The organism is Cupriavidus oxalaticus (genome assembly GCF_016894385.1).
In the GTDB taxonomy this organism is placed as follows: Bacteria; Pseudomonadota; Gammaproteobacteria; order Burkholderiales; family Burkholderiaceae; genus Cupriavidus; species Cupriavidus oxalaticus.
Map to the genome: position 1 here is coordinate 80107 of NZ_CP069811.1, position 22520 is coordinate 102626.

A 22520-nucleotide genomic window follows, 5' to 3' on the forward strand; every position below is an offset into this window, starting at 1 on the left:
GTGCTGGGGTTGCGCTGCTTGGCGTCGCACATTTGGGCGCATAATTCCCGCTTCCGAGCGGCAGTTCAAATTGGTTGGACCAGTCGGCGGGGCGACTGTGGAGCGGGGGCGGACGGCATGACGGTTGCGGCACAAAGGAGCGGGCGCAACCGCGGGCTGGTGGAAGCGGTCATGCGCCAGATGGAAACCGCGCTGCTCGACGGCACCTGGCCGCCGGGCACGCGGCTGCCGGCCGAGCGCGTGCTGGCGGAGCAGTACGCGGTGGCGCGCAACACCGTGCGCGAAGCGATCCAGCGCCTGGCCGCGCGCGGCCTGCTGCAAAGCCGGCGCGGCGCGGGCGTCTATGCCACCGACCAGCTGCGCGCCGGCATCGCGTCGCCCTGGGGCCAGCTGGTGGCCGACCATCCCGCGCTGCGCGACGACATCCTGGAGTTCCGCCGCGTGCTGGAAGGCGCGACCGCCTATTTCGCCGCGCTGCGCGCCGACGCCGCCGATGTCGAGCGCATCCGTTCCCTGATGGACGAACTCGAACGCGCCCGCGCCGCCGACGACAAGGAAGCCGAGGCCGATGCCGATGCGCGCCTGCATGACGCCATCGCGCTGGCCTCGCACAACACCATGTTCCTGCACTTGCATACCAGCGTGATCGGCATGCTGCGCGAACACATCACCATCAACGGCACCGGACTGCGCGAGCAGGACGACAGCGCCTCGGAACTGTTATTGCTGCAGCACCGCACGCTATGTGATGCGATCTGCGCGCGCCGGCCGGAAGAAGCGCGCACTGCCATGCAGACGCATATCGACTTCGTGCGCAGCCGGGTCGGGCAGGACGGGAGCTGAATGCGCGCAATTGGCAATTGGTCCGACCACGGCCCGCCATGGCGCCGAGGTCATATCAGGCCGGCTCCGGCCAGTTCCCGCTTCAGGTAGGCATAGAAGATCGGCCCTGCGATCACGCCGGGGATGCCGAACAGCGTCTCCATCAGCAGCATCACGACCAGCAGCTCCCACGCCGCCGCCTGGATGCGGGCGCCGATGATGCGGGCGTTCAGGAAATACTCCAGCTTGTGGATCACCACCAGGAACACCAGCGAACCCACCGCGATCGGCAGCGATATCGACAGGGATGCCACCACGATGGCGGTATTGGAAATCAGGTTGCCCAGCACCGGCAGCAAGCCGGCCACGAAGGTGATGACCACCAGTGTCTTCGACAGGGGCAGGTGCACGCCGAACAGCGGCAGCACCAGCAGCAGGTAAAGCGCCGTCAGCAGGGTATTGATCGTCGAGATCTGGATCTGGGCAAAGATGAACTGCGAGAACGCCTGCTGGAGCGTGCGCGCCCGCGCCACCAGCGCGGCCGCCAGCGGCCGGCGGTTCGGCCGCGACACTGCGCGGTAAAGCGCCACCATCGCGCCGATCACCAGGCCGATCAGGATATGCACCAGCGTGCGCAACACCTCCGCCCCCAGCTTCTGCGCCATGGCCGCATGCGCGCGCAGCGCTTCGATCAGCGCCGTGGCCAGCTCGTCCACCCCGTTAGGCAGCGCGTCGCTGAGCCACGGTGGCAACTGCCCGCGCGACTGGTCGATAATGTCCGCGACATGATTCAGCAATCCGTCCAGCGTATTGCCATCTCCGCTGACAAAGCGCACCAGCAACCAGCCGGCCAGCGACAGCCCGAGCAGGATCAGCGCCGACAGGATCGCCACCGCCAGCGCATCGTGCCGCTGGTTCAGCCGCTTCAGCCGAGGCGCCAGCACATCCACCAGGGAGTACAGCAGCAGCCCGGACAGCAAGGCCGCCACCAGGTTCGCCTGGAGGGCGGTCCAGAGCGCCAGGGCAGTCAGGACATAGGCGACGGCACCGACGCTGTACCACGCGGCCGGCAGAAGGCGCGGGACGTTGGTCGGGTCGGGGTCTTTCATTTGTGGTCTCCGGCTTGACGGGCTTGCTGTGGGTGGCCCGGCGCTCGATTGTCAGCGTGGTAGGGTAGTTTGGGCAAGAGGTTACCGGCTGCAGCGAGTGCGGCTAAGTTGCGGATTAGGGAAAGTCAGTGCAATGCCGTGGGCTCACCAGCCTTGCATGGTTATTTTCATGTCTGATACAAAGAGGGGAATTTAATCGAGCGGTCATGGCGCTGCCATGTCGACATGTGTCGCGGCTTATTACGTTCGCTGATCCTTCGATACAGACGATTCCATCCAGCATCTTTTCCAGGACATCGTATCTTTCGATCTTATTTTCGATAAATCGAAAGCGTGACCGCCACACGCTTCCGCCGCTATTGACAACAGCGAAGTATTTACCTTTTCCTGATGGGCCTTCCATGCCGTCGATGCACGTCGCCATTACATGCAGATCGTTTCTTGAGATTAACGAAGGCTCTTTCCCAAGTGCAATGGATGAATGGGAGAAAAATGTAGCTACAAAGAGAAGGATTAAATAACTCATTAGCTTCCTCCATCGTAAACAGCATCGGACAAGAAATGGAGCACTCTGGCCGTGAGCGCAACTCGCTCGCCGTGATGTGCGTCCGAAGGTAAATCGCTTGCACTGGCTGCCGTGTCACCACGAATTCTCTTCGTCATGGCGAACGCATCGTTACGATCGGCAATCCGTGGCGACCTTATCTGATGCACGGGCGGCGTTGGCTGATGGGAGGCGGAAGAAGGGTTGCCATAAGCCAGAAGCGGTAGTACAGGGTCAGCGGGTATGCGAAAATGCGCCTCTCCGTATACAGAATCGGTTCTCGCCGCTTTGGAAAAATCATAGATACTACCGGCCTTCCCGATTTTTGACTGGCGAGAAATTTCCGAGCCTTTGGTTACCTTGGGGTCAATCTCCTCAAGGTGCACCATCACCTGGGACCCCTCCGTCCATCATCGCCTTGATCCATTCACCATCGCTGATGGCGCCTTCCTGCAATGGAGCAGGAGCCGGATCGGTAAGAGACGGATTGCCAAGGAATGGAGGGCTGATCAGCATCTGTCGAATTCCGTTGTTGGAGATCCAAGGCAAGCCCTGCCTATGCGGATTCCCGCACCCAGCGTTCGACAAGATCCTCCGGTATGGCCCGGAAGACCGCCTCGAAGCGCTTGCCGACAAGGCGTTCGGCCTGCCATAGCAGGAGCGCAACCGGGCTGCTGGGTTCATGCTGCTCGAACCACTGGCGCAAAGCACGGACCTGGCGCAAGGCGGCATCGCGGCCAGCGAGGCCATCGACAGAGGCCGGGACTGGCGTAGGCGCCGATTGCGCCATGGCGTGTGAGGCGTCCGACATGGACTCCGGCTCGGCATTGACGGGGTGATCAGGCGGCGCCACTGGCCCGGTTGTGCCCGCGAGCTCCCGGTTGCCGGCGAGCCCTAGCAGCTTGCCAAGCTGAGAAAGGTCCGGCGCATGGCCCGCCAGTGTCTCGTCGGCCCAGCGCTGCAGGATGCCGGCGAGCTTGCAGGCTTCATCCATGGCGGCAACCTGGCGCATACCCTGGCGTCGCAACGCGTCCAACTGCTGGCGCACGGATTCCGGTGCGAGGGCGTCGGCAGGATGAGGTAACGCCAACGCGCGTTCGATGTCCCTGACCTGCAGGCGCGTTGTCCCATTGCCGGCCAGCACGATCTCGCGTACATCGGAGAGAAGACCGTCGGGGTCGATCAGCGCTGCGAAGGCGTTGGCGCGCAGCGCCGGGTCGTGCTCGCCTTCCACCATCAGCTGGGGATGGATGTCTTCCGGATAGTCAGCGAGCAGGCCTTGCAGCAGCGCCATGCCATCACGCAGGCCCTCGGCGTGACCGAGCCGCGTGCGGCAGCGAAGCAGCAGGATCAGCAAGCGAATGTCCTTGCTGCGCATCAGCAGGCGCCGGCAGTCGCGTTCGAGCTCGGTCCAGTTCGGTGGCTCGGCCTGCGCAACGAAATCGCCGTATTGCGCGTCCGCGCCGGGTGACGCCTTTGCCATCAGGACGACAAATTCCGGGTCGTACGCGAGATCGGGGCCGCAAGGGTGTGCGGCATCGATCGGCTGCGCCAGCTCGGCGAGGCGGAGTGGCCGGGGCGCGTCGGATCTGGCCGTTCTGGATTTCGTCTTCATGGCAACCTCAGTGTGTGACGTATTTCTCGGGGTCGAACACCATGCCGGTGATGGCGCGCTGCGGGTCGGCCTCACCCAGCCAGGTCGACCAGCCCAGGCCCTCTTCCGCGCCGAGTACCGCGGGCGGTGCGCAATGCGGCTGCACCTGAAGCTGCAGCTCCCACTCATATTCGAAGCCGATGAAGGAACGGACCCATTCCACCAGCACAGGCAGATCGCGCCCGTTGGGCGTGAAGTTCAGGTACTGCGGCAAATGCAGCGGCCCGAGCACGAGGCGGAACTTGTGCTGCCGATCAGGGACCATGTCTCCCAGCATTGCGCCCTGGCCCATCACACCCGGCGCACCAGGGCGGCCGAGACGGCTTTGATCGGCAGGATCCAGCGCGATCCAGTGCAGCACGAACTCCTCCAGCCGCACCGGCACGCCAAAGAAGTGCGACAGCGTGCCGGCGATGCCGTCGGGACAGCGCGACTCGCGCACATGATGGGCGCTCGCGGACAGCCGGGCGTGTGCCGGCAAGGGGCCGCGTCTGATCTCCTCAGGATCGAGGCCCGAGAGCCAGCCCACGTAGCGCGAAAAGACTTCCTCGTCCGGCCGGTCGAGCCCCGCCGTCGCCTGCGAGCCGGCCCAGGCCCGGTAGAACTGCGTCAGCGCGCGATGGTGGAACAGGTCGAGGAAGGCGGCGGTCGTCCCGTCGCGGTGGGCCTCTGTACGCTCCCTGACGATTTCCGTGTGATGGATCGGCAAGGCGCCATTGGGTCCCAGCATGCCGAGCCCGAACAGCTGGATCCGCAATCGGCCGGCCTGCATCTCCAGCCGGGCGATCTCGCGCGGCGCAAACACCAGCGAGGCGGCCTGGCCGATGCGGAAGCATTCCGCTTGCGGGCGGATGGCGCGGCCGGCTGGCGGAAAGTGCGCATGCCGCGCCGACAGCGCGCGCAAGAGGCCGAAAAAGCTGACCTGCCATGGCGCGCGTTGCGCATCGTGCGCGAAGGAGCGTGTGGCGCCGCGCTGGCCGCTATTGTTGTCAACCTCGCTCATGGCTATATCGCGCCGCGCCCCCCCATGCGTACCGGCCACCGGTGTATCAGGCCCCGTTCCATCGCGTACAACTCCGTTTCCGCGAAGGCGTTGACCGATACGTGCCGCGCCAGGAAGTGCTCGAGAATCACGCCGAACAGGTACGGGCTGGTGCCCGAGAAGCCGCCTTCCTCCACCGTCAGCTGGCACTGGACGCCGCGGCCATAGAGGATGGGTCCGTTTCCGGGCAGCCGCCGCGTGACGGGCCGGATCCTGCTGCCGACCAGGCTCTGGACCTGCCGCTGCTGGGCCTTGTCGTCGGCCGCGACGAACAGCCGCAGCAGGTCGCGCAGTCCCTGGCCGCCCTCGCGATGGTCGAGATCGGTGAGCGACAGGTAGTTGAAGCCGAGCTGGCGGATGAGCCGCCAGGCCATCTCTCCCTCGGCAATGGGCGCGCGCGGGGCCGACGGCGGCCGGATCAGCCCGACACCGTCGACGGGAATGGAATCCGGTGTGCGCAAGTCATCGTAGCCATTGCGCGGGACAAGGTTCGGCAGGTCGCGGTTGGTGACCATGGCCCGGACCGACAGGTAGCGCAAGTCTTCAGGGTAAGGGGCCTCGTGCTGGTCGACCAGCGACAGGAACACCTCGGTGCCGGTGTAGGCGGTGCGTGTACCGTACTTGCGCGCATGATCGGAAATCAGCCGCCGCTCCCGCCGCATGGAAAAGTAGCGACCATGGTTGCCCTCGTCGCTGTTCAGCGTGGCGAAGAGTGGCCGGAACGCCACCGGCGTACTGCGCTCGGAAACCTGCCCGGACAGCTCCTGCACTGAAAAGATCTCGTAGTCGAGCGGCCGGCGTCGGTCCGGCACGAGGTGAAACTCGGTGTGCCCGGCATGGATTTCCATCCGGTCGGTGCGCATCGGGAACAGGTTGACCACCGGCGTGCAGAACAGCGCGAACTGGCTCGCATCGACCTGGCTCGCGAGCACTCCCGGTGGCCTGGCCAGCAGGATCACGATCTCGGCCTCGCCGCCGTCGATGCCGGCCAGTCCGGGTGCCAGCCCGTTGAGCCCGACGAAATAGAACCGCTGCGGGCACGCGAAATACTCGTGTACGAGGTTGTGCCCGTGGAACTTGTTCCAGGGCAGCGGCAGGGCGCTTTCCTCCGGTGCCATGCCGACATAGCCGACGGCATGCTGCGTGATCGCGTAGGGCTGCTCGCCCATCGCGCCGGGCTTGCCGATGAGCACGGTGACGCCAGCACCATGCAGCAGTTCGAACAGGTGCGAGGCGATCTGGTCGTTGCCGCACAAGTGAAGGGGCAGCGTGTCAAGCCCGGACAGCCTGGCGAACGTGACTTGGCGCGTCAGCCTCAGTCGCAGGCGCAGCGCACCCTGTACGGTCACGTGGGCCGGCACATAGCGTTCGAGATGACGGATGTCCGGCGGGATGCCGGTAAGCCGGGCGTCGGCGATCTCGATCGGCCACAGCGTCAGCGGCTGGGTGGTGCGAAATTCGCATTGGGTCGATTCGCCCGCCGGCGCACGGGCCAGCAGCGCGGTGCCGCGCGGCACCGGGATGCCGCGGACCAGGTCGCCTTCCTTGTGGCTGGGGTGGAACTGCGCGACCGCGATCGCCGGCGTCGGCGCGATGTAGTTGGGATAGATGACTTCCAGCAGGCGCTGGGTGAAGCGCGGAAACTCCGCATCGAGCTTCAGCTGCGTGCGGGCGGACAGGAAGCAGAACGCTTCGATGAGGCGCTCCACATAGGGATCGGCCACCTCGATGCCATGCATGCCCAGGCGCCTGGCCACCTTGGGATGCTGATTCGCGAACTCTCCCGCCAGCTCGCGCATGTAGGCCAGTTCGCGGTTGTAGTACTCAAGCAGCTGCGGGTCCATGGATGTCGGGAAGCATCAGTTGGCGTGGATCGACCTGACCTGCATGCGGCTGGTCTCCAGGTCGAGCGAGCTTTGTGCGGTGAAGGCCATCGGATAGGGGTCCATGTGGATCAGGCCGGAAATTTCGAACAGCAGTACGTTGTAGCGATGCGGCGCCTCCTCCTTCAGCAGCGGCGCGATCCTGAGCGAGCCCGGGATCAGGCGCGGCTCGAAATCCTCGATGGCCCGCTGGACGATGCGGATGATGTCGTCCCATTTGCGCCCGCACAGGTAGCTTCCGGCCAGCGCGGGCACGCCGTAGTTGAGCGTCGAGCTGGCAGCTTGGGGATAGCGCGCGCGATCGATCTCGTCCTCGCGGTTGGTCGTGTTGAGCAGGTAGGTGAGATCGCGCTGGATGATCTTGCGCATCTGCGCGCGCGTGACGGTGTATTCCTGCGGCGCTTCGGTGTGGCGATGCGGTGCGTCGTCGCGCAAGCGGTCGAACAGTGTCGGCAGCAGTTGCGAGTTCGGGCGGCGGGGCGTGCCGCGGTCCGGCCGGTCAGGCGTCTTGCTCATGGTCCGGAACCTGCTCGCGTTCAGGGCAATAGGCGCTGTCCATGGAAACCAGATGGTGTTCGCGCCGGGTAAGGCCGGCGGTGGCGGCGCGGCCTTGCGCGCAACCGATGTCGCCGGCAAAGAGCCTCAGCACGTCCGGCTCCCGCGCTAGCGCAAGGAGCTTGCAGTCATCCGCGGCGTCTGCTGCGCCGATGCAGGCATCGATATGACCGGCCACGTCCAGCATGTCCATCAACCTGTCCGTACTGGCGGTTTCGCGGGCGAGCGTCTGCAGCGGATTGGGATCGTACCCGGCAAGCGGGGCGTGCGCGTCGGTGCCTGCACCGTGGAGGGCATCGTAGCCGCTGACATAGTCGGGATCGCGCAAGACGGCCTCGGCTTCGAGCATGAGCCGCGCCAGCGCATCCGAGCCCTCTGTGATGCCGGCCTGGCTGTTGCCCGGCGCTGGAATGCGACCCTGGCCGACCAGGTCGAGCAAACCATTCGCGCCGCGCCCCGCGCCGGAAAACGACCTTGCTGGATCGCCTGGCCATTCGCTCATGTCTCCCCCGTTCGATTCGGTTTCAGGAAATGGCGCCGATGATAATCACAAAGGTTGCGGAAATGAATGCAGCAATACGTTATTTTTGTTCTATATATTTTTAATATTAGATTGAATTTAATTTCATCAAAAATATGAATAATCCTATTGTTTGATATGGGTGTATGTGTAGTCGGTTACAGCGATTGCGGGTTCCAATGAAAGTCTGAAATGTGGAGGATTTCAGTCATTGTGGCATGAGTCGGTCGATGGTAATTGCGCACGAGACAGTGCGAACCATTCCATAAATTTAGCGATTCGTAATTTCTTGCCTTGCGATAGGAATATTCAGATTGTCGGTGCAATTGCGAGCATGAAGATTTGTCAATAGCCTGAAAAAAACGCAAAGACAACCGGCCAACTGCCCGCATTCATGCAGCCAGGGTCGGAAGACGCAAGGCATTCGAATGGATATTTCGCGCCAGGCCCTGTTCGGCCGACTCACTCCCACCCTGTTCAAGGCGCTGGAAAGCGCGACCGCTTTCTGCAAGCTTCGCGGCAACCCGTACGTGGAGCTGGTTCATTGGCTGCACCAGTTGCTGCAGGCGCCCGATGGCGACATGCAGCGCATGCTGCGGCACGCGGGCGCGGACCGCGCACTGCTGGAGGCCGACCTGACGCGGGCATTGGCGGCGCTGCCGGCCGGCGCTACCTCGATCAACGATTTCTCGTTCCAGATCGAGACGGCGGTGGAGCGAGCCTGGGTCTACGCAACGCTGGCATTCGGCGACGGCCGCGTGCGCGGGGCCTACCTGCTGACCGCGCTGCTGAAGACGCCCGAGCTGCGCCGCACCGTCCTTGGCGTGTCCAGGCAGTTCGGGAAGGTGCAGGCCGATGACCTCGTCGCCAGCCTGCCGGCACAGGTTGCCCAGTCGCCGGAAGCGGCGGAGGCCGCGTATGACGGCAGCGGCCTGGCGCCGACTGCGCCGGGAGAGGCGAGCGGCGCCATGGGCGGTGCGCCCGCAGGCCGCTCAGCGCTGCGCCAGTACTGCCTTGACCTGACCGAGGCCGCCCGCGCCGGCAAGCTCGATCCCGTGATCGGCCGAGAGCAGGAAATCCGCACCATGACGGACATCCTGCTGCGCCGCCGCCAGAACAACCCGCTGCTGACCGGCGATGCGGGCGTAGGCAAGACGGCCGTGATCGAGGGATTTGCCCGAGCCATCGCGGCGGGGCAGGTGCCGCCGAGCCTGGAAGATGTCCGGCTCCTGAGCCTCGACGTCGGCGCATTGCTCGCCGGCGCCAGCATGAAGGGCGAATTCGAGGCGCGCCTGAAGGCTGTGCTGGATGAGGCCGACAGCTCGCCCAGGCCGGTGATCCTGTTTATCGACGAAGTCCACACGCTGGTCGGTGCCGGCGGGCAGGCGGGCACCGGCGACGCCGCCAACCTGCTCAAGCCGGCGCTGGCGCGGGGCGCGTTGCGCACGATCGGCGCCACCACCTGGACCGAGTACAAGCGTCATATCGAAAAGGATCCCGCGCTCGTGCGACGGTTCCAGGTGCTGCAAATCATGGAGCCGGAAGAGGCCATGGCAATGGCCATGCTGCGCGGGCTGGTTGCCACGTTCGAGACGCATCACCAGGTGCTCGTGCGCGATGAGGCCGTGCGCGCCGCGGTCAGGCTGTCGCATCGCTACATCCCGTCCCGGCAGTTGCCTGACAAGGCGATCAGCCTGCTCGACACCGCCTGCGCGCGCGTTGCGCTGTCGTTGTACGCGCCGCCGAAGGAAGTCGAATTCCTGCGGCAGCAATTGCAGGCATGCGATACCGAGCATGCGCTGCTGGCCAAAGAGGCGGCTCTCGGCGCCGCCCCCGGCAAGCGGCTGACGCTGCGGATGGCCGACCTCAATACGCGCTGCGAGCGGATCAAGGCCGAGCTGGCGCTGGCCGACGGCCGGTGGAAGCGGGAACTTGGCCTGGCCAACGACCTGCTTGCCCGCCGGCGGCTGATGAGCCAGGCGCCGGAGCAAGCGCCGTTGGCCACGGACGAGGCCCGCCGCCAGCTCGAGGCAATCGAAGCCGAACTGAGCGCGGTCCGTGCCAGCGGGCCACTGGTCCACACCGAAGTGAACGAGGCGGTCGTGGCCGAGATCGTTTCAGACTGGACCGGCATCCCTGTCGGCCGGATGGTGGCGGACGAGTTGGCGACGGTGATGCGGCTGCCGCAGACGCTCGCCGCCAGGGTGATCGGGCAAGACCACGCGCTTGCGCTGCTGGGAGAGCGTATTCAGACCGCCAGGGCGCAGCTGGCCGATCCCGGCAAGCCGGTCGGAGTGTTCCTGCTGGTGGGGCCGTCCGGCATCGGCAAGACCGAAACGGCGCTGGCGCTGGCCGATGCGCTGTACGGCGGCGAGCAGAACCTCATCTCGATCAATCTCTCCGAATTCCAGGAGGCGCATACCGTCTCGACGCTCAAGGGTGCGCCGCCAGGCTATGTCGGCTATGGCGACGGCGGCGTGCTCACGGAAGCGGTGCGCCGCCGCCCGCACAGCGTGGTACTGCTCGATGAAGTCGAGAAGGCGCATCCCGACGTGCACGAAGTCTTCTACCAGGTCTTCGACAAGGGCTGCATGGAAGACGGCGAAGGCCGCCACATCGACTTCCGCAACACCCTCCTGCTGCTCACCAGCAATGTGGGTTCCGACCTGCTGCCGGACCTGTTGCCGGACCTGCTGCCGGACCTGTGCGAGGGCGATGCGTCGCCACCTGACCTTGCCGCATTGTGCGACGCCATCATGCCCGAATTGCGCAAGCGGTTCCCTGCGGCCTTCCTCGGTCGCCTCGTGGTCGTTCCCTACCTGCCGCTGGCGGCGGGCGACCTTGGCCGCATCGCCCGCCTGCACCTGGACCGGGTCGCTGCACGCCTGCAGACCCAGCACGGCATTGCATTGAAGTACGTGGAAGCCGTGGTCGATCTCATCGTGGCACGGTGCCCGCCGGGGGAGACCGGCGCGCGCCGGCTGACCGGCTTCATCGAGCAGGTCATCCAGCCGCAACTCGCGCGGCTCTGGCTGACGGCGCTGGCCGGCAAACAGGAGGTGGCGGCCATCGCCATCGGCCGGTCCGGCACAGAGCCGGGCGAGCTGACCTATGACATCGAATACCGCTCCGGCCAGGGTGATGCCGAGCCGGGCAATGCCGAAGCCGGACCGGCGCTGATGCCTCCGGCACATCCTTGAAACCCCTTGGGGAGAGCCATGTCCGTTGTGAACAGTTCGCAGAAATTTATCGCGCGCAATCGTACGCCGCGCGTCCAGATCGAGTACGACGTCGAAGTCTACGGCTCGGAGAAGCGCATCGAGCTGCCGTTCGTGATGGGCGTCCTGGCGGACCTCTCGGGCAAGCCCGCCGAGCCGCTGCTGCCGGTGGCCGACCGCAAGTTCCTTGAGGTCGACGTCGACAACTTCGACGAGCGCATGAAGGCAATGCAGCCGCGCGTGGCGTTTGCGGTGCCCAACACGCTGTCGGGCGAAGGCCAGCTGCTGGTCGACATGACCTTCGAGAGCATCGAGGACTTCTCGCCGGCCGCCGTGGCCGGCAAGGTCGATGCGCTCAAACGGCTGCTCGAAGCCCGCACGCAGCTTGCCAACCTGCAGACCTATATGGACGGCAAGTCGGGCGCCGAAGCGCTGATCAACCAGCTGCTCCAGGATCCCGCGCTGCTGCAGTCGCTTGCCAGCGCACCCCGGACACAGGCCAGCGAAGACAAAGGCGAAGCCGAACCCGAACCCGAACCCGAATCCGAACCCTCCTGAATCGCCCGGCTGCTTTCCTACCTGAACCACTTCATCGAGCAAGGAATCCATGGCTCCCGCCCAACAAACGCAGATACAAGCGGCAGCGGCCGCTGAGCATGCCGCTGGCCACGCTGCTGGCCACGCCGAGTTCGCCGCGCTGATCAGCCGCGAGTTTTCCCCCAAGACGGAGCAGGCACGCGAGGCTGTCGACCTCGCCGTCAGGACGCTGGCCGAGCAGGCACTCGCCAGCGCCTGCACCCTGAGCGACGATGCCTACAAGAGCATCGAGGCCATCATTGCCGCCATCGACAAGAAGCTTTCGGAACAGATCAACCTGATCCTGCACCACGCGGATTTCCAGAAGCTGGAGTCCGCGTGGCGCGGCCTGCATCACCTGGTCGCCAACACCGAAACCGACGACAGGCTGCGGATTCGCGTGATGGACGTGTCCAAGGAAGAACTGCGCCGCACGCTGCGCCGCTACAAGGGCATCGGCTGGGACCAGAGCCCGTTCTTCAAGCGCATCTATGAAGAAGAGTACGGGCAGCTCGGTGGCGAGCCCTATGGCTGCCTGGTGGCCGACTACTACTTCGACCACACGCCGCCGGACGTGGAGTTGCTCGGTTCGATGGCCAGGATCTCGGCCGCTGCCCATGCGCCGTTTATCGCCGGCGCCTCGCCCTCGGTGCTGCAAATGGATTCGTGGCAGGAGCTGGCCAACCCGCGCGACCTGTCCAAGATCTTCCAGAACCTGGAATACGCGCCATGGAATGGCCTGCGCAGCTCGGAAGACGCGCGCTACGTGGGCCTGGCCATGCCGCGCTTCCTGGCGCGCCTGCCGTATGGCATCCATACCAATCCGGTCGATGCCTTTGGCTTCGAGGAAGACACCGACGGCGCCGATCATCGCAACTATGTGTGGAGCAACGCGGCCTATGCGATGGCGGTCAATATCAACCGCTCCTTCAAGCTCTATGGCTGGTGCACGCTGATCCGCGGCGTCGAGAGCGGTGGCGTGGTGGAGAACCTGCCCTGCCACGCCTTCCCGACCGACGACGGCGGCATCGACACGAAATGCCCGACCGAGATCGCGATCTCGGATCGCCGCGAAGCCGAGCTGTCGAAGAATGGGTTCATCTCGCTGGTGCATCGCAAGAACACCGACTACGCGGCCTTTATCGGCGCGCAGTCGCTGCAGAAGCCTGCGGAGTACTACGACGCTGATGCCACCGCCAATGCCAACCTCTCTGCCCGGCTGCCGTACCTGTTTGCCTGCTCGCGCTTCGCCCATTACCTGAAGTGCATCGTGCGCGACAAGATCGGCGCGTTCAAGGAGCGCGAGGACATGCAGCGCTGGCTCAACGAATGGATCATGAACTACGTCGATGCCGATCCTGCCAACTCCTCGCAAGAGACCAAGGCCAGGCGCCCGCTGGCGGCCGCCGAAGTGCTCGTGGAAGACATCGACGGCAATCCCGGCTACTACAGCGCCAAGTTTTTCCTGCGTCCGCATTTCCAGCTCGAAGGCCTGACGGTCTCGCTGCGGCTGGTAGCCCGGTTGCCGTCGGTCAAGGACGCCGCATAGCCAACGTCGGGGGCACCGACCCGGGCCGGAGATGCCCACGGCAAGGCCGTGCATCCGTCGCAAGGATGCGATGCCGCCGTGGCCCTTGTCCGCAGTTTCTGACTTACATAAAGGAGTGACGCAATGGCACAGGACATTTTCCTGAAGATCAATGGCATCGATGGCGAATCGCTGGATTCGTCCCACAAGAACGAGATCGAGGTGCTTGCGTGGGACTGGAGCATCGAGCAGCAGTCGACCATGCATGCCGGCAGTGGCGGCGGCGCCGGCAAGGCGACGGTGTCGGACCTGACCTTCGAGCACTACATCGACCGCGCTTCCCCCAACCTGATGAAGTACTGCCTGACGGGCAAGCACATCAACGAAGCGGTGCTGGTCGTGCGCAAGGCCGGCGGCAACCCGCTCGAGTACCTGAAGCTCACCATGACCGACGTGATTGTCACCAGGGTCAGCCCGAGGGGCTCGGTAAACGATGAAGTGCGCATGCGCGAGCAGGTGGCGCTGTCGTTCTCCCGGGTCAAGCAGGAGTACGTGGTGCAGAACGCCCAGGGCGGCAGCGGTGGCGCCGTGACGGCGGGCTACGACATCAAGGGTAACAAGGAAGCTTGACCCGCGCCCGGCGAGAGAGGGCCCTGCCGCGATCCGTGAAGCGAGGATCGGCAGGGCCCCCTGCCTGGCACGCGAGGCGGCTGCGGCATGACGCGGGCGTCTTGTCGTGCGGCACCAGGAGATTGCAGTGAATCCACGCATCATGGCCGTATTGGCCGTCGCATCGTCCTTCGCATCGGCCGCCGCATTGCTGTGCGCCTGCTCGGCGCCGCAGCCGGACGCCTCCAGGGAACAGATCCGGCTCGTGCTGGCTGTCGATGCCAGGCCGACCGTCAATCCGGACGAGCAAGGCCGTGCTGCGCCCGTCTTCGTTCGCGTCTATGAACTCAAGACGGAAGCGGCGTTCGAGAGCGCCGACTACTTCTCGCTCGATCACAACGACAAGACCGTCCTGGCGCAGGACCTGCTGGCCCGCGATGCGTTCGTGCTGCGTCCCGGCGAGTCTCGCTCGATCGAGCGCAGGCTCAACCCCCAAACGACAGCGCTGGGGTTCCTGGTCGGATACCGCGACCTGGGCAAGGCGTCCTGGCGCACGGTCTACCCATTGCCGCCCGCACCCGAAACGGCCTGGTACCGCGCCGTCGTGCCGGCGCGCAAGGTCAAGCTGCAGGTCTTGCTCGACCAGCAAACCATCACCGTTCTGAAACCCGACTGATTTATGAGCTGGTACAACAAGGTCGTCTGGAGCGAGGGGCTGTTCTTGCGCCCGCAGCTGTTCCAGCAGCAGGAGCGCTACCTGGAGCATTTCGCGCATAAGCGCGCCGCGGCGCTGAGCCCGTTCTTCTGGGGCTTTGCGCATCTGGCCATCGACACCGAGGCGCTGGCGCTGGGCAAGCTGGTGGTTGCCGGCGCCGCCGGCATCCTGCAGGACGGCACGCCATTCGACGCGCCGGCACATGCGCGGTTGCCGGCGCCCCTGGCATTGCGCCATGAGCACCTGAACCAGCGCATCTGCCTGTCGGCACCGATTCGCACCCCCAATACGGAAGAGACCACGTTCGACAATGGCGCGGATTCGCTGGCGCGGTACCGCAGCTTCGAAGAAGAACTGCTGGACGCCAACTCGATCGGGCAGGGTCCGAAGCTGGTGCAACTGGCCGACTTGCGCCTGCGCCTGCTGCCGGAAAAAGAGCTGACCGAATCCTGGATCGGGCTGCCGCTTGCCAGGGTGGCCGAGATCCGCGCCGACGGCAGTGCCGTGCTCGATCCGGCGCTGATCCCGCCCGTCAACGTGTACACCGCCAGCGCCTTGCTGACGACATGGCTGGGCGAACTCCACGGCCTGCTGCGCCTGCGTGCCAGTGCGATGGCCGAACGGCTTGCCGCGGCCGGCACCCGCGGCGCAGACGCCGCCGAAGTGTCGGAGTACCTCATCCTCCAGCTGCTGAACCGCCATGAGCCGGTGCTGACGCATATGCTCGAGGCCAAGTCCGCGTCGCCCGAGGAACTCTATGTCTTGCTGACCGCACTGGCCGGCGAGCTGTCTACCTTTGTCCGCACCACAACCCGGCGCCCGAAATTGTTTGGCGCCTATCGCCACGACGAGCCGCACACCTGCCTGAAGCCGGTGGTCGATGACCTGCGCTTCCTGCTCAATGTGGTGCTGGAGCGCAGCGCCCAGCGCATCGAATTGCGCGACCAGGCCCACGGCATCCGGCTCGCTGTGATGGAGCCGAACGAGATCGGGCGCTTCCATACCTTCGTGCTGGCCGTTGGCGCGCAGATGCCGGCCGACGTGCTGCAGCAGCAATTCCCGGCCCAGGCCAAGGCGGGACCTTCGGAGCGCCTTGCCGATCTGATCCGCGCGCACCTTCCCGGCATCCCGCTGCGGCCGCTGCCCGTGCCGCCGCGCCAGATTCCGTTCAACGCCGGGCAGGTCTACTTCGAGTTGTCCCAGGACCATCCGCTGTGGGAGCAGGTCCAGCGTTACGGCGGCCTGGCGTTGCATGTGGCCGGCCATTTTCCGGAAATTCGCCTTGAGTTGTGGGGAGTGCGCAGCTGATGTCAGACGCAGTCGAAAACACCGATCCCGGCGTGCCGGACGACGGCACCGTGCCGTTGTCGGCCATCGCGGACGCAGTCAACGGCGCCGCCTCGGCATCCGCGGACACCACCGCGCCAGGGCGGGCCGCATGGCGCTGGAACACACTCGAAACGCCGGAGCAGCGCGCCGCGCGCATCGCGGCCAGCGCCAATCCCGTGCTTGCCGCGGCGCAACCGCTGCTGCGCGCGCTGGCCGACATGCCGGCGGACTTGCCCGCAGACTTGGCCGGTGTCGGCGCGGCGCAAGCGCTGAAGCAGATGCTGATGCACGAGATCCAGCAGTTCCAGGCGGTCTGCGAGCGCGCCAACCTGCGCCGCGAGCACGTGCTCGCCGCGCGCTACACGCTCTGCACCGCGCTGGACGAGGCCGCCAACGCGACCCGCTGGGGCGAAGCCGGCGACTGGGCCACGCACAGCCTGCTGATCCAGTGCCACCAGGAGGGAGACGGCGGCGAGAAAGTGTTCCAGCTGCTGGGCCGGCTGGTGGCCTCGCCGCAGGAGCACATGCACGTCATCGAGCTGGTCTACCAGGTGCTGTCGCTGGGCTTTCGCGGCCGCTACGGCAAGCGTGCCGAAGGACCGCGCGAACTCGACGCGATCCGCCAGCAGCTGTTGAACCTGATCGCCGGCGCGCGCGAAAGCGTGCCGCGCGAGCTGTCGCCGCACGGACTCGGCGCGGCGCCCGGCAAGCTGCGGCGGCTGCGTTCGGTGCCGGTGTGGATCACGGCCTGCGTGCTGTCGCTCGGCGTTGCGGCATTGTTCGGCTGGTACAAATATCAGCTGCTTGCCGGCGCCCATGCGCTGGCGCAGCAGATCGTCGCCATTGGCCACGCCGCGCCGCCGGATCCGCCCAAGGCGCTGCGGCTGGCGGCGCTGCTGCAGGCGGAGATCGCCCGCGGCGTGGTGAGCGTCAGCGAGGACGACAAGCGCAGTGCAGTCACGTTCCGCGGCGACGACATGTTCGCCGCCGGCCAGGTGGATGTCGGCAACAAGGTCCTGCCGGTGCTCGACAAGGTGGCCGCAGAGATCGGCAAGGTCGCGGGACAGGTTACGGTGATCGGCCATACCGACAACGTTCCGATCAGGACCGCACGTTTTCCTTCCAACCAGGTGTTGTCCGAAGAGCGCGCGGCCGTCGTCGCGGAATACCTCGCCGGCAAGGGGGTTGCCAGGGGACGGCTCCTGGCGGTGGGCAAGGGCGACAGCGAACCGGTTGCGGGCAATGCATCGGCCGCGGCGCGCGCGCAGAACCGCCGCGTGGAAATCGTGGTGACGCATTGAGAGAGAGTGCTGTATGGAATTCCTGAGACGTTGCCTGGCCGTGCTGTGCTCGCGCCAGATGCTGGTGTACGTGGCGCTGGCGCTGGCAGCGGCCGCGATCTGGTTCATCGGCCCGCTGCTGGCGTTCAATGGTTTGCGGCCATTGGCGGGAATCGGCATGCGGGTGACTGCGATCGTGCTGCTGCTGGCGCTGGCATTGCTGCTGGTGCTGCGCTGGTCGGTGGCGGTGATCGGCGTTGCCGTGCTGTGCCTGGCGATCTGGCATGCCGGGCCGCTGCTTGCTGTCGGCGCCGCGCATCCGCTTGCTTCGGATGTCGTGCGGGTCGTGGTCATCGCCGTGCTCGTCCTTCTCCTCGCGGCCTATGAAGTGTTTTGTTTCCTGCGCCGCTCGCAGGCGAACGATTCATTGCTGCAGAAGCTGCTGAACCTTGGCGGCAGGCGTCCGGAGGTCGTTGCCAGGGACGAGCTCGCCATCGTGCACGAAACGCTGCAGACGGCGCTGAGGCAGCTCAAGGGGATGCGGCGCGGCGGTGGGATCGGGCGCGTCCTTCGCGTCCTGGAAGGCCGGCGCTACCTGTACGAACTGCCGTGGTACATGGTGGTCGGCGTCGCGGGCGCGGGCAAGACCACCGCGCTGCTCAATGCCGGCCTGCAGTTCCCGTTGCCGGAGCAGATGGGCGCCGCCGCGATGGCCGGCACGGAACGGGGCACCGGCAAGGCCAGCTGGTGGCTCGCGAATGAGGCTGTGCTGATCGACACGGCCGGCCGCTATACCAGCCATGGCCAGAACCCGAGGGTCGACCAGGCCGAGTGGACCGGCATGCTCGCGATGCTGCGCAGGTATCGCAGCCGGGCCCCGATCAATGGCGCGGTGCTTGCCATCAGCGTCGAGGACCTGCTGACGCAGTCGCCCGAAGCACGCGTGCGCCAGGCGGCCAGCCTGCGTGCCCGGCTGGCCGACCTGCGCACGGACCTCGGCATCCGGTTCCCGGTCTATGTGATCGTCACCAAGCTCGACCAGCTGGCGGGCTTCGGCGCGTTCTTCCAGTACCTGAGCAGCGAGGGCCGTGCGCAGCCCTGGGGCTTTACCTTCCCGCATGACGCTCGCAAGGCCGGGCGCGCCGAAGCGCCGGACGCCTTCGCGCAACGCTGCCGCGCGGAGATGGCGCTGCTGGTCGACCGGCTGCAGGCGGGGCTCGATGCGCGGCTCTATGAAGAGTACGACCCGCAGCGCCGCAAGGACCTGTTCGCGCTGCCGCAGGAGTTTGCCGGCCTGGCCGAGCCGATCGTCGACATGCTGGCGCAGGTGTTCCTCGGTTCCCGCTTTGACGATACCGAGAGCACCCACATGCTGCGTGGCGTGTATTTCACCAGCGCGGCCCAGACGTCGTCGACCGTGGTGGCGGACCATGAAACCGTGCTCAGGCGTCTCGAGCGAAATCAGGCCGACACCATGGAAACGGTCCAGGGCGTTGCCGATTCCGCGGCGGCGCAACTGACAGGCCATCGCAGCTATTTCCTGCAGGACGTATTCAAGCGCGTGATCGTGCCCGAAGCCCATCTGGTGCAGCCGAACCTGCGCTGGGAATTCCGCTTCCGCCTGCTGCGGCTGCTCGGCCACACGCTGGCGGTGGTGATCTTCCTGTGGCTGGCCGGTGCGCTCCATGCCAGCGATGGCCACAATCGCGCTTACCTGCAGGCGGTGCGGCAGAAGGCCGGGGCGCTGGCCGCTACCGTCACCGCTTTCTACAAGGCGCCGCAGCCGGGCGCGATGTCCGAGGTGCTGTCGGCCGCGCGCGACCTGCCTGCCTATGCCGGCCTGGCGCTGGCCGATCCGCCGCTGGAATGGCGCTATGGCCTCTACAGCGCGCCACCGGTCCTCGATGCCGCGACCCAGACCCACGTCAGGCTGCAGGACAACTTGCTGGTGCCGTACCTGGTGCGCCGGGTCGAGGCGGTGCTCGAAAGCGCGATCGCCGCGCGCGATGCCAGGCAGGCCTACGACACGCTGCGCGTCTACCTGATGCTGCACGAGAAGGGCAGGTTCAGCGCGCCGGAGCTACGGGCATGGGTGCAGAGCGACTGGGCCACCGGCAACGGCTCGGTCGCCTTTGGCGGCAGGGTCGCCGTGCTGGAACACCTGGATGGCCTGCTGGACGGCAGCCGGCCGTTGCAGTCGCCCTATGCCAGAAACGAAGCGCTGATCCGCTCGGCGCGGGATTTCCTCGACGGCAACACCTCGATCGAGCGGCTCTACGACCGCGCCAGGGCGGCCATGCTGGAAGCTGCGCCACAGGACTTCACGCTGGTGCGGGCGGTCGGGCCGCAGGCCGGAACGGTATTTGCGCGGGCCAGCGGCGAGCCGCTGGAGCGGGGCATCCCCGGGCTCTTTACCTATGCCGGTTATCACGATGTCTTCAATGCGCGCTTGCCGGAATTCGTGGGCAAGGCACAGGCGGTCGACGCCTGGGTGATGGTGCGCACGGGCCACGATGGCGGGGCGCAAAAAAAAACGCTTGAGGCGGCTGCCGGCAAGCCGAGCGATAACGATTCGCTGACGCGCGAGATCCGTCGCCTGTACCTGGAGGAATACGCGCGCCGCTGGAGCGCGTTCCTTGGCGACATTCGCCCGGTGACCGGCAACAACCTTGCCTTCGACCTGGAGGTCCTGCGCAATTTCGCCGCGCCGGACTCGCCGCTGGCCCGGCTCGGCCGCGCCGCGGTGCAGGAGACCACGCTTTCCATGCCCTCCCGGCTGCTCGCGCCCCAGGATCCGTCGCTGGCGCAGAAGGCGCTGTCCGTGCTCGACAAGATACCCCGACCGGTACAGGCGCTGAGTGCGCGCGCCGAAGCGCTCCAGGAGCGCGAACTGGTCGACAACCGCTTTGCCGCGCTGCGCGAGGTCGTGACCGGACAGGCCGATGCCACGGCGCCCGACGCGCAGGCAGCAGGCGCCAAGCCGCGGCTGGATGCGCTTGCCGGCATGGTCAACGCCTACTACACCACCCTGGTGGTGGCCCATAACGCCCTGAATACCCGCAACCTGCCGCCGCCAGCGGACACCGGCGCGCAATTGCGCATGGAAGCGGCCAGGCTGCCCGCGCCGTTCGCCGCAGTGCTGGCCGACCTGGTGGTGCAGGGCACGCGCGATGTCAACAAGGGAATCGGCGAGATCCTGGTGGCGCAGATGGATGCGGTGATCGGCGAAGGGTGCCGCAGCGGCATCGAGGGCAAGTACCCTTTCGCGCCCGCGTCGGCACAGGACGTCGATCCGGAAGACTTCGCGCGGATCTTTGCTGCCGGCGGCGTGCTCGATGATTTTTTCCAGAAGGTGCTGGCGCCGCACGTCGATACCACCATCTCCCCCTGGCGCTACAAGCTGACCGCGCCGGACGTGCCGCCGGTGGCCGGGCCGAGCCTGGTGCCGTTCCAGCGCGCAAGGGACATCCGCGAGGTGTTCTTCCGCGATCCGGGCGCGAAGACGATGGCGTGGAAGGTCGACCTGAAGGTCGTCGGGCTCGATCCGGAGATCGTCGAGCTGAACCTGGACTTCGACGGGCAAGGGCAGCGCTACATGCATGGCCCGGTGGTGCCGCTGAAGATCACCTGGCCCGGTCCGCGCGGCGGCCAGGGCGCGCAGATCAGCGCCAGCCCGCGCATCCGCCCGGAGACTTCGACGCTGGCCGCCAGCGGCCCGTGGGCGCTGATGCGGGTAGTCGCCCGGGGCAAGCTGGCCGGATCGGCCAGCGCCAGCCATTTCGTGGCGGAGTACGACTTCGACGGCCGCAAGGCGCGACTGGATATCAATACCGGCAGCCTCGCCAATCCGTGGACGACGGGCTTGCTGCAGGGCTTTGAATGCCCGGGGCGTTCGGGATGATGACGCACGCCGCGATGGGTCATGGCAACCACCTGCTCCGGCTGGCGCAGCCGGTGATCTGGGTGCTCGACGAGCTGACGCCGGAGCTCGATTCCGCGGCGCGCCTGGAGACGCTGCAGCAAGCCGCGCACACGCGCCTGGCGAACTTCCGGCAGGCCTGTCGCGCGGCGGCGTTGCCGGCGGAGGATGTGGAGGCGGTCCACTATTGCCTGTGCGCGGCGCTGGATCAGGCGGGCCGCCGCGTGCGCGGACGCTCCGGTGCCTGCCGCGGGGCCTGGCTGCGCCGTGGCCTGCTTGCGGCGCACTACGGCGAGGCGGATCGCGGCAGCCGCAGCCGCGCACTGGTCGCCCGGCTGCAGCAGCGAGCCGGCGCTCATGCTGACGCGCTGGAAGTCATTGCATACCTGGTCGGACGCGGGCTCGCGGATGGGAACGGGCGGCCACCGGCCGAACTGGTGCCCCGGCTTCGATCGGCTGCCCGCGAAATCATGGCGCTGCAAGCGGCATCGCGCCGGGAAGTGCAGCCCGAAGTGCAGCTAGAAGTGCCGCCCGAAGTGCCGCCGCGAGTGACTGCACCCGCAGGCGCCTGGCCACTGCTGCTTGCCGCCATGGCAGCGGTCCTTGCCATCGTTGGCATCGCTGCGATGGTGCTGGCGGCGCGCCGCGACGCCGCGGCCGATGCGCTGGCAAGGCAGGTAGAGCGGGTAGCGAGGGTAGAGCGGCTGGCACAAGCCCTCTTTCCGGCGGCGGACTCGCTGGCGCGCGACATCGAACTGGCTTTTGCACAGCAGCTCGCCAGCGCATCCGTCCATGCCGATGTGCGCGGCGGCCGCCTGCACCTCGTCTTCCGGGACGGCCTGTCGTTTCCGCCCGGGCAGGCGAACCTGCCGCCGGCGCTGGCCGAGCAGCTCGACAAGCTGGCTGACCTGCTGGACGGCCGGGCCGACTGGATCACGGTGGTGGGGCACGCCGACGATTCGCCGGTGGCCCGCGGCGCGTACCGGTCGAACCAGGCCTTGTCGGAAGCGCGTGCCGAGGCGGTGGCCAGCTACCTGCGGTCAATCAGTCCGGCGCAGGTGCGGGCCGAAGCCGTTGGGCGGGGTGCCGCGCAACCGGTGGCGGACAACCGGACTGCCGAGGGCCGGATGCGGAACCGCCGGGTAGAGGTCTTCGCCGGCATCCGCTAGGCGCGACGCCGGCTGCCCGCCAGCCGGCAGGGGCATTGCAGCGCTTCT

The 22520-nt window shown here is 66.4% G+C and carries 16 protein-coding genes; 10 read left to right on the top strand and 6 right to left on the bottom strand.

From position 1 onward, the window contains the following. Window positions 1–117 precede the first annotated feature (117 nt). The gene (locus JTE92_RS00340; protein ID WP_232353398.1) at window positions 118–843 is read left to right on the top strand and encodes a FadR/GntR family transcriptional regulator; all 726 of its coding nucleotides are present in this window, start codon (window positions 118–120) and stop codon (window positions 841–843) included. A 50-nt stretch (window positions 844–893) separates the two neighbouring features. Here JTE92_RS00340 and JTE92_RS00345 read toward each other — a convergent pair whose 3' ends face one another. The 6 genes from JTE92_RS00345 to JTE92_RS00370 all read right to left on the bottom strand — a co-directional run bounded on the left by JTE92_RS00345 (window position 894) and on the right by JTE92_RS00370 (window position 8111). Beyond that, window positions 894–1931 (bottom strand): AI-2E family transporter, encoded by a 1038-nt coding sequence (locus tag JTE92_RS00345; protein WP_063237710.1) that lies wholly within the window; start codon window positions 1929–1931, stop codon window positions 894–896. Window positions 1932–3031: 1100 nt separating this feature from the next. Next, window positions 3032–4090: a type VI secretion system protein TssA gene (gene tssA / locus JTE92_RS00350; RefSeq protein WP_063237711.1), complete on the bottom strand. Its 1059-nt coding sequence runs from the start codon at window positions 4088–4090 to the stop codon at window positions 3032–3034. A 7-nt stretch (window positions 4091–4097) separates the two neighbouring features. Continuing rightward, window positions 4098–5132, bottom strand: coding sequence for a type VI secretion system baseplate subunit TssG (gene tssG, locus JTE92_RS00355; RefSeq protein ID WP_063237712.1), 1035 nt, complete (start codon window positions 5130–5132; stop codon window positions 4098–4100). 2 nt (window positions 5133–5134) lie between these two features. Beyond that, window positions 5135–7015, bottom strand: coding sequence for a type VI secretion system baseplate subunit TssF (gene tssF / locus JTE92_RS00360; RefSeq protein WP_063237713.1), 1881 nt, complete (start codon window positions 7013–7015; stop codon window positions 5135–5137). Window positions 7016–7030: 15 nt separating this feature from the next. Then, the gene (gene tssE / locus JTE92_RS00365; RefSeq protein ID WP_063237714.1) at window positions 7031–7570 is read right to left on the bottom strand and encodes a type VI secretion system baseplate subunit TssE; all 540 of its coding nucleotides are present in this window, start codon (window positions 7568–7570) and stop codon (window positions 7031–7033) included. After that, window positions 7554–8111, bottom strand: coding sequence for a TagK domain-containing protein (locus tag JTE92_RS00370; RefSeq protein ID WP_116386887.1), 558 nt, complete (start codon window positions 8109–8111; stop codon window positions 7554–7556). Before JTE92_RS00370 ends, tssE begins: the two co-directional genes overlap by 17 nt. A gap of 446 nt (window positions 8112–8557) precedes the next feature. Here JTE92_RS00370 and tssH point away from each other — a divergent pair, with 446 nt between their 5' ends. The 9 genes from tssH (at window position 8558) to JTE92_RS00415 (ending at window position 22472) form a co-directional block, all read left to right on the top strand. Continuing rightward, on the top strand, window positions 8558–11329 hold the full coding sequence (tssH, locus tag JTE92_RS00375) for a type VI secretion system ATPase TssH (protein WP_063237716.1): 2772 nt from the start codon (window positions 8558–8560) through the stop codon (window positions 11327–11329). Between the two features lie 18 nt (window positions 11330–11347). Further along, on the top strand, window positions 11348–11905 hold the full coding sequence (gene tssB / locus JTE92_RS00380) for a type VI secretion system contractile sheath small subunit (protein WP_063237717.1): 558 nt from the start codon (window positions 11348–11350) through the stop codon (window positions 11903–11905). Between the two features lie 49 nt (window positions 11906–11954). Further along, entirely contained in the window at window positions 11955–13472 is a 1518-nt protein-coding gene (gene tssC / locus JTE92_RS00385; RefSeq protein WP_063237718.1) for a type VI secretion system contractile sheath large subunit, read from the top strand. A 123-nt stretch (window positions 13473–13595) separates the two neighbouring features. Further along, a complete protein-coding gene (locus tag JTE92_RS00390; protein WP_063237719.1) occupies window positions 13596–14081 on the top strand; it encodes an Hcp family type VI secretion system effector in 486 nt (161 codons plus the stop codon). A 127-nt stretch (window positions 14082–14208) separates the two neighbouring features. Then, window positions 14209–14736: a type VI secretion system lipoprotein TssJ gene (gene tssJ, locus JTE92_RS00395; protein ID WP_306431061.1), complete on the top strand. Its 528-nt coding sequence runs from the start codon at window positions 14209–14211 to the stop codon at window positions 14734–14736. 3 nt (window positions 14737–14739) lie between these two features. Then, on the top strand, window positions 14740–16083 hold the full coding sequence (tssK, locus tag JTE92_RS00400; RefSeq protein WP_063237720.1) for a type VI secretion system baseplate subunit TssK: 1344 nt from the start codon (window positions 14740–14742) through the stop codon (window positions 16081–16083). Beyond that, entirely contained in the window at window positions 16083–17405 is a 1323-nt protein-coding gene (gene tssL, locus JTE92_RS00405; RefSeq protein WP_063237721.1) for a type VI secretion system protein TssL, long form, read from the top strand. Before tssK ends, tssL begins: the two co-directional genes overlap by 1 nt. Window positions 17406–17418: 13 nt before the next feature. Further along, window positions 17419–21285 (top strand): type VI secretion system membrane subunit TssM, encoded by a 3867-nt coding sequence (gene tssM, locus JTE92_RS00410; RefSeq protein WP_063237722.1) that lies wholly within the window; start codon window positions 17419–17421, stop codon window positions 21283–21285. Beyond that, window positions 21264–22472 carry a DotU family type IV/VI secretion system protein gene (locus JTE92_RS00415; RefSeq protein WP_063237723.1) on the top strand — a complete coding sequence of 403 codons (1209 nt, stop codon included), beginning with the start codon at window positions 21264–21266 and terminating at the stop codon, window positions 22470–22472. The genes tssM and JTE92_RS00415 overlap by 22 nt, the downstream gene beginning before the upstream one ends. The last annotated feature ends 48 nt before the right edge of the window (window positions 22473–22520 follow it).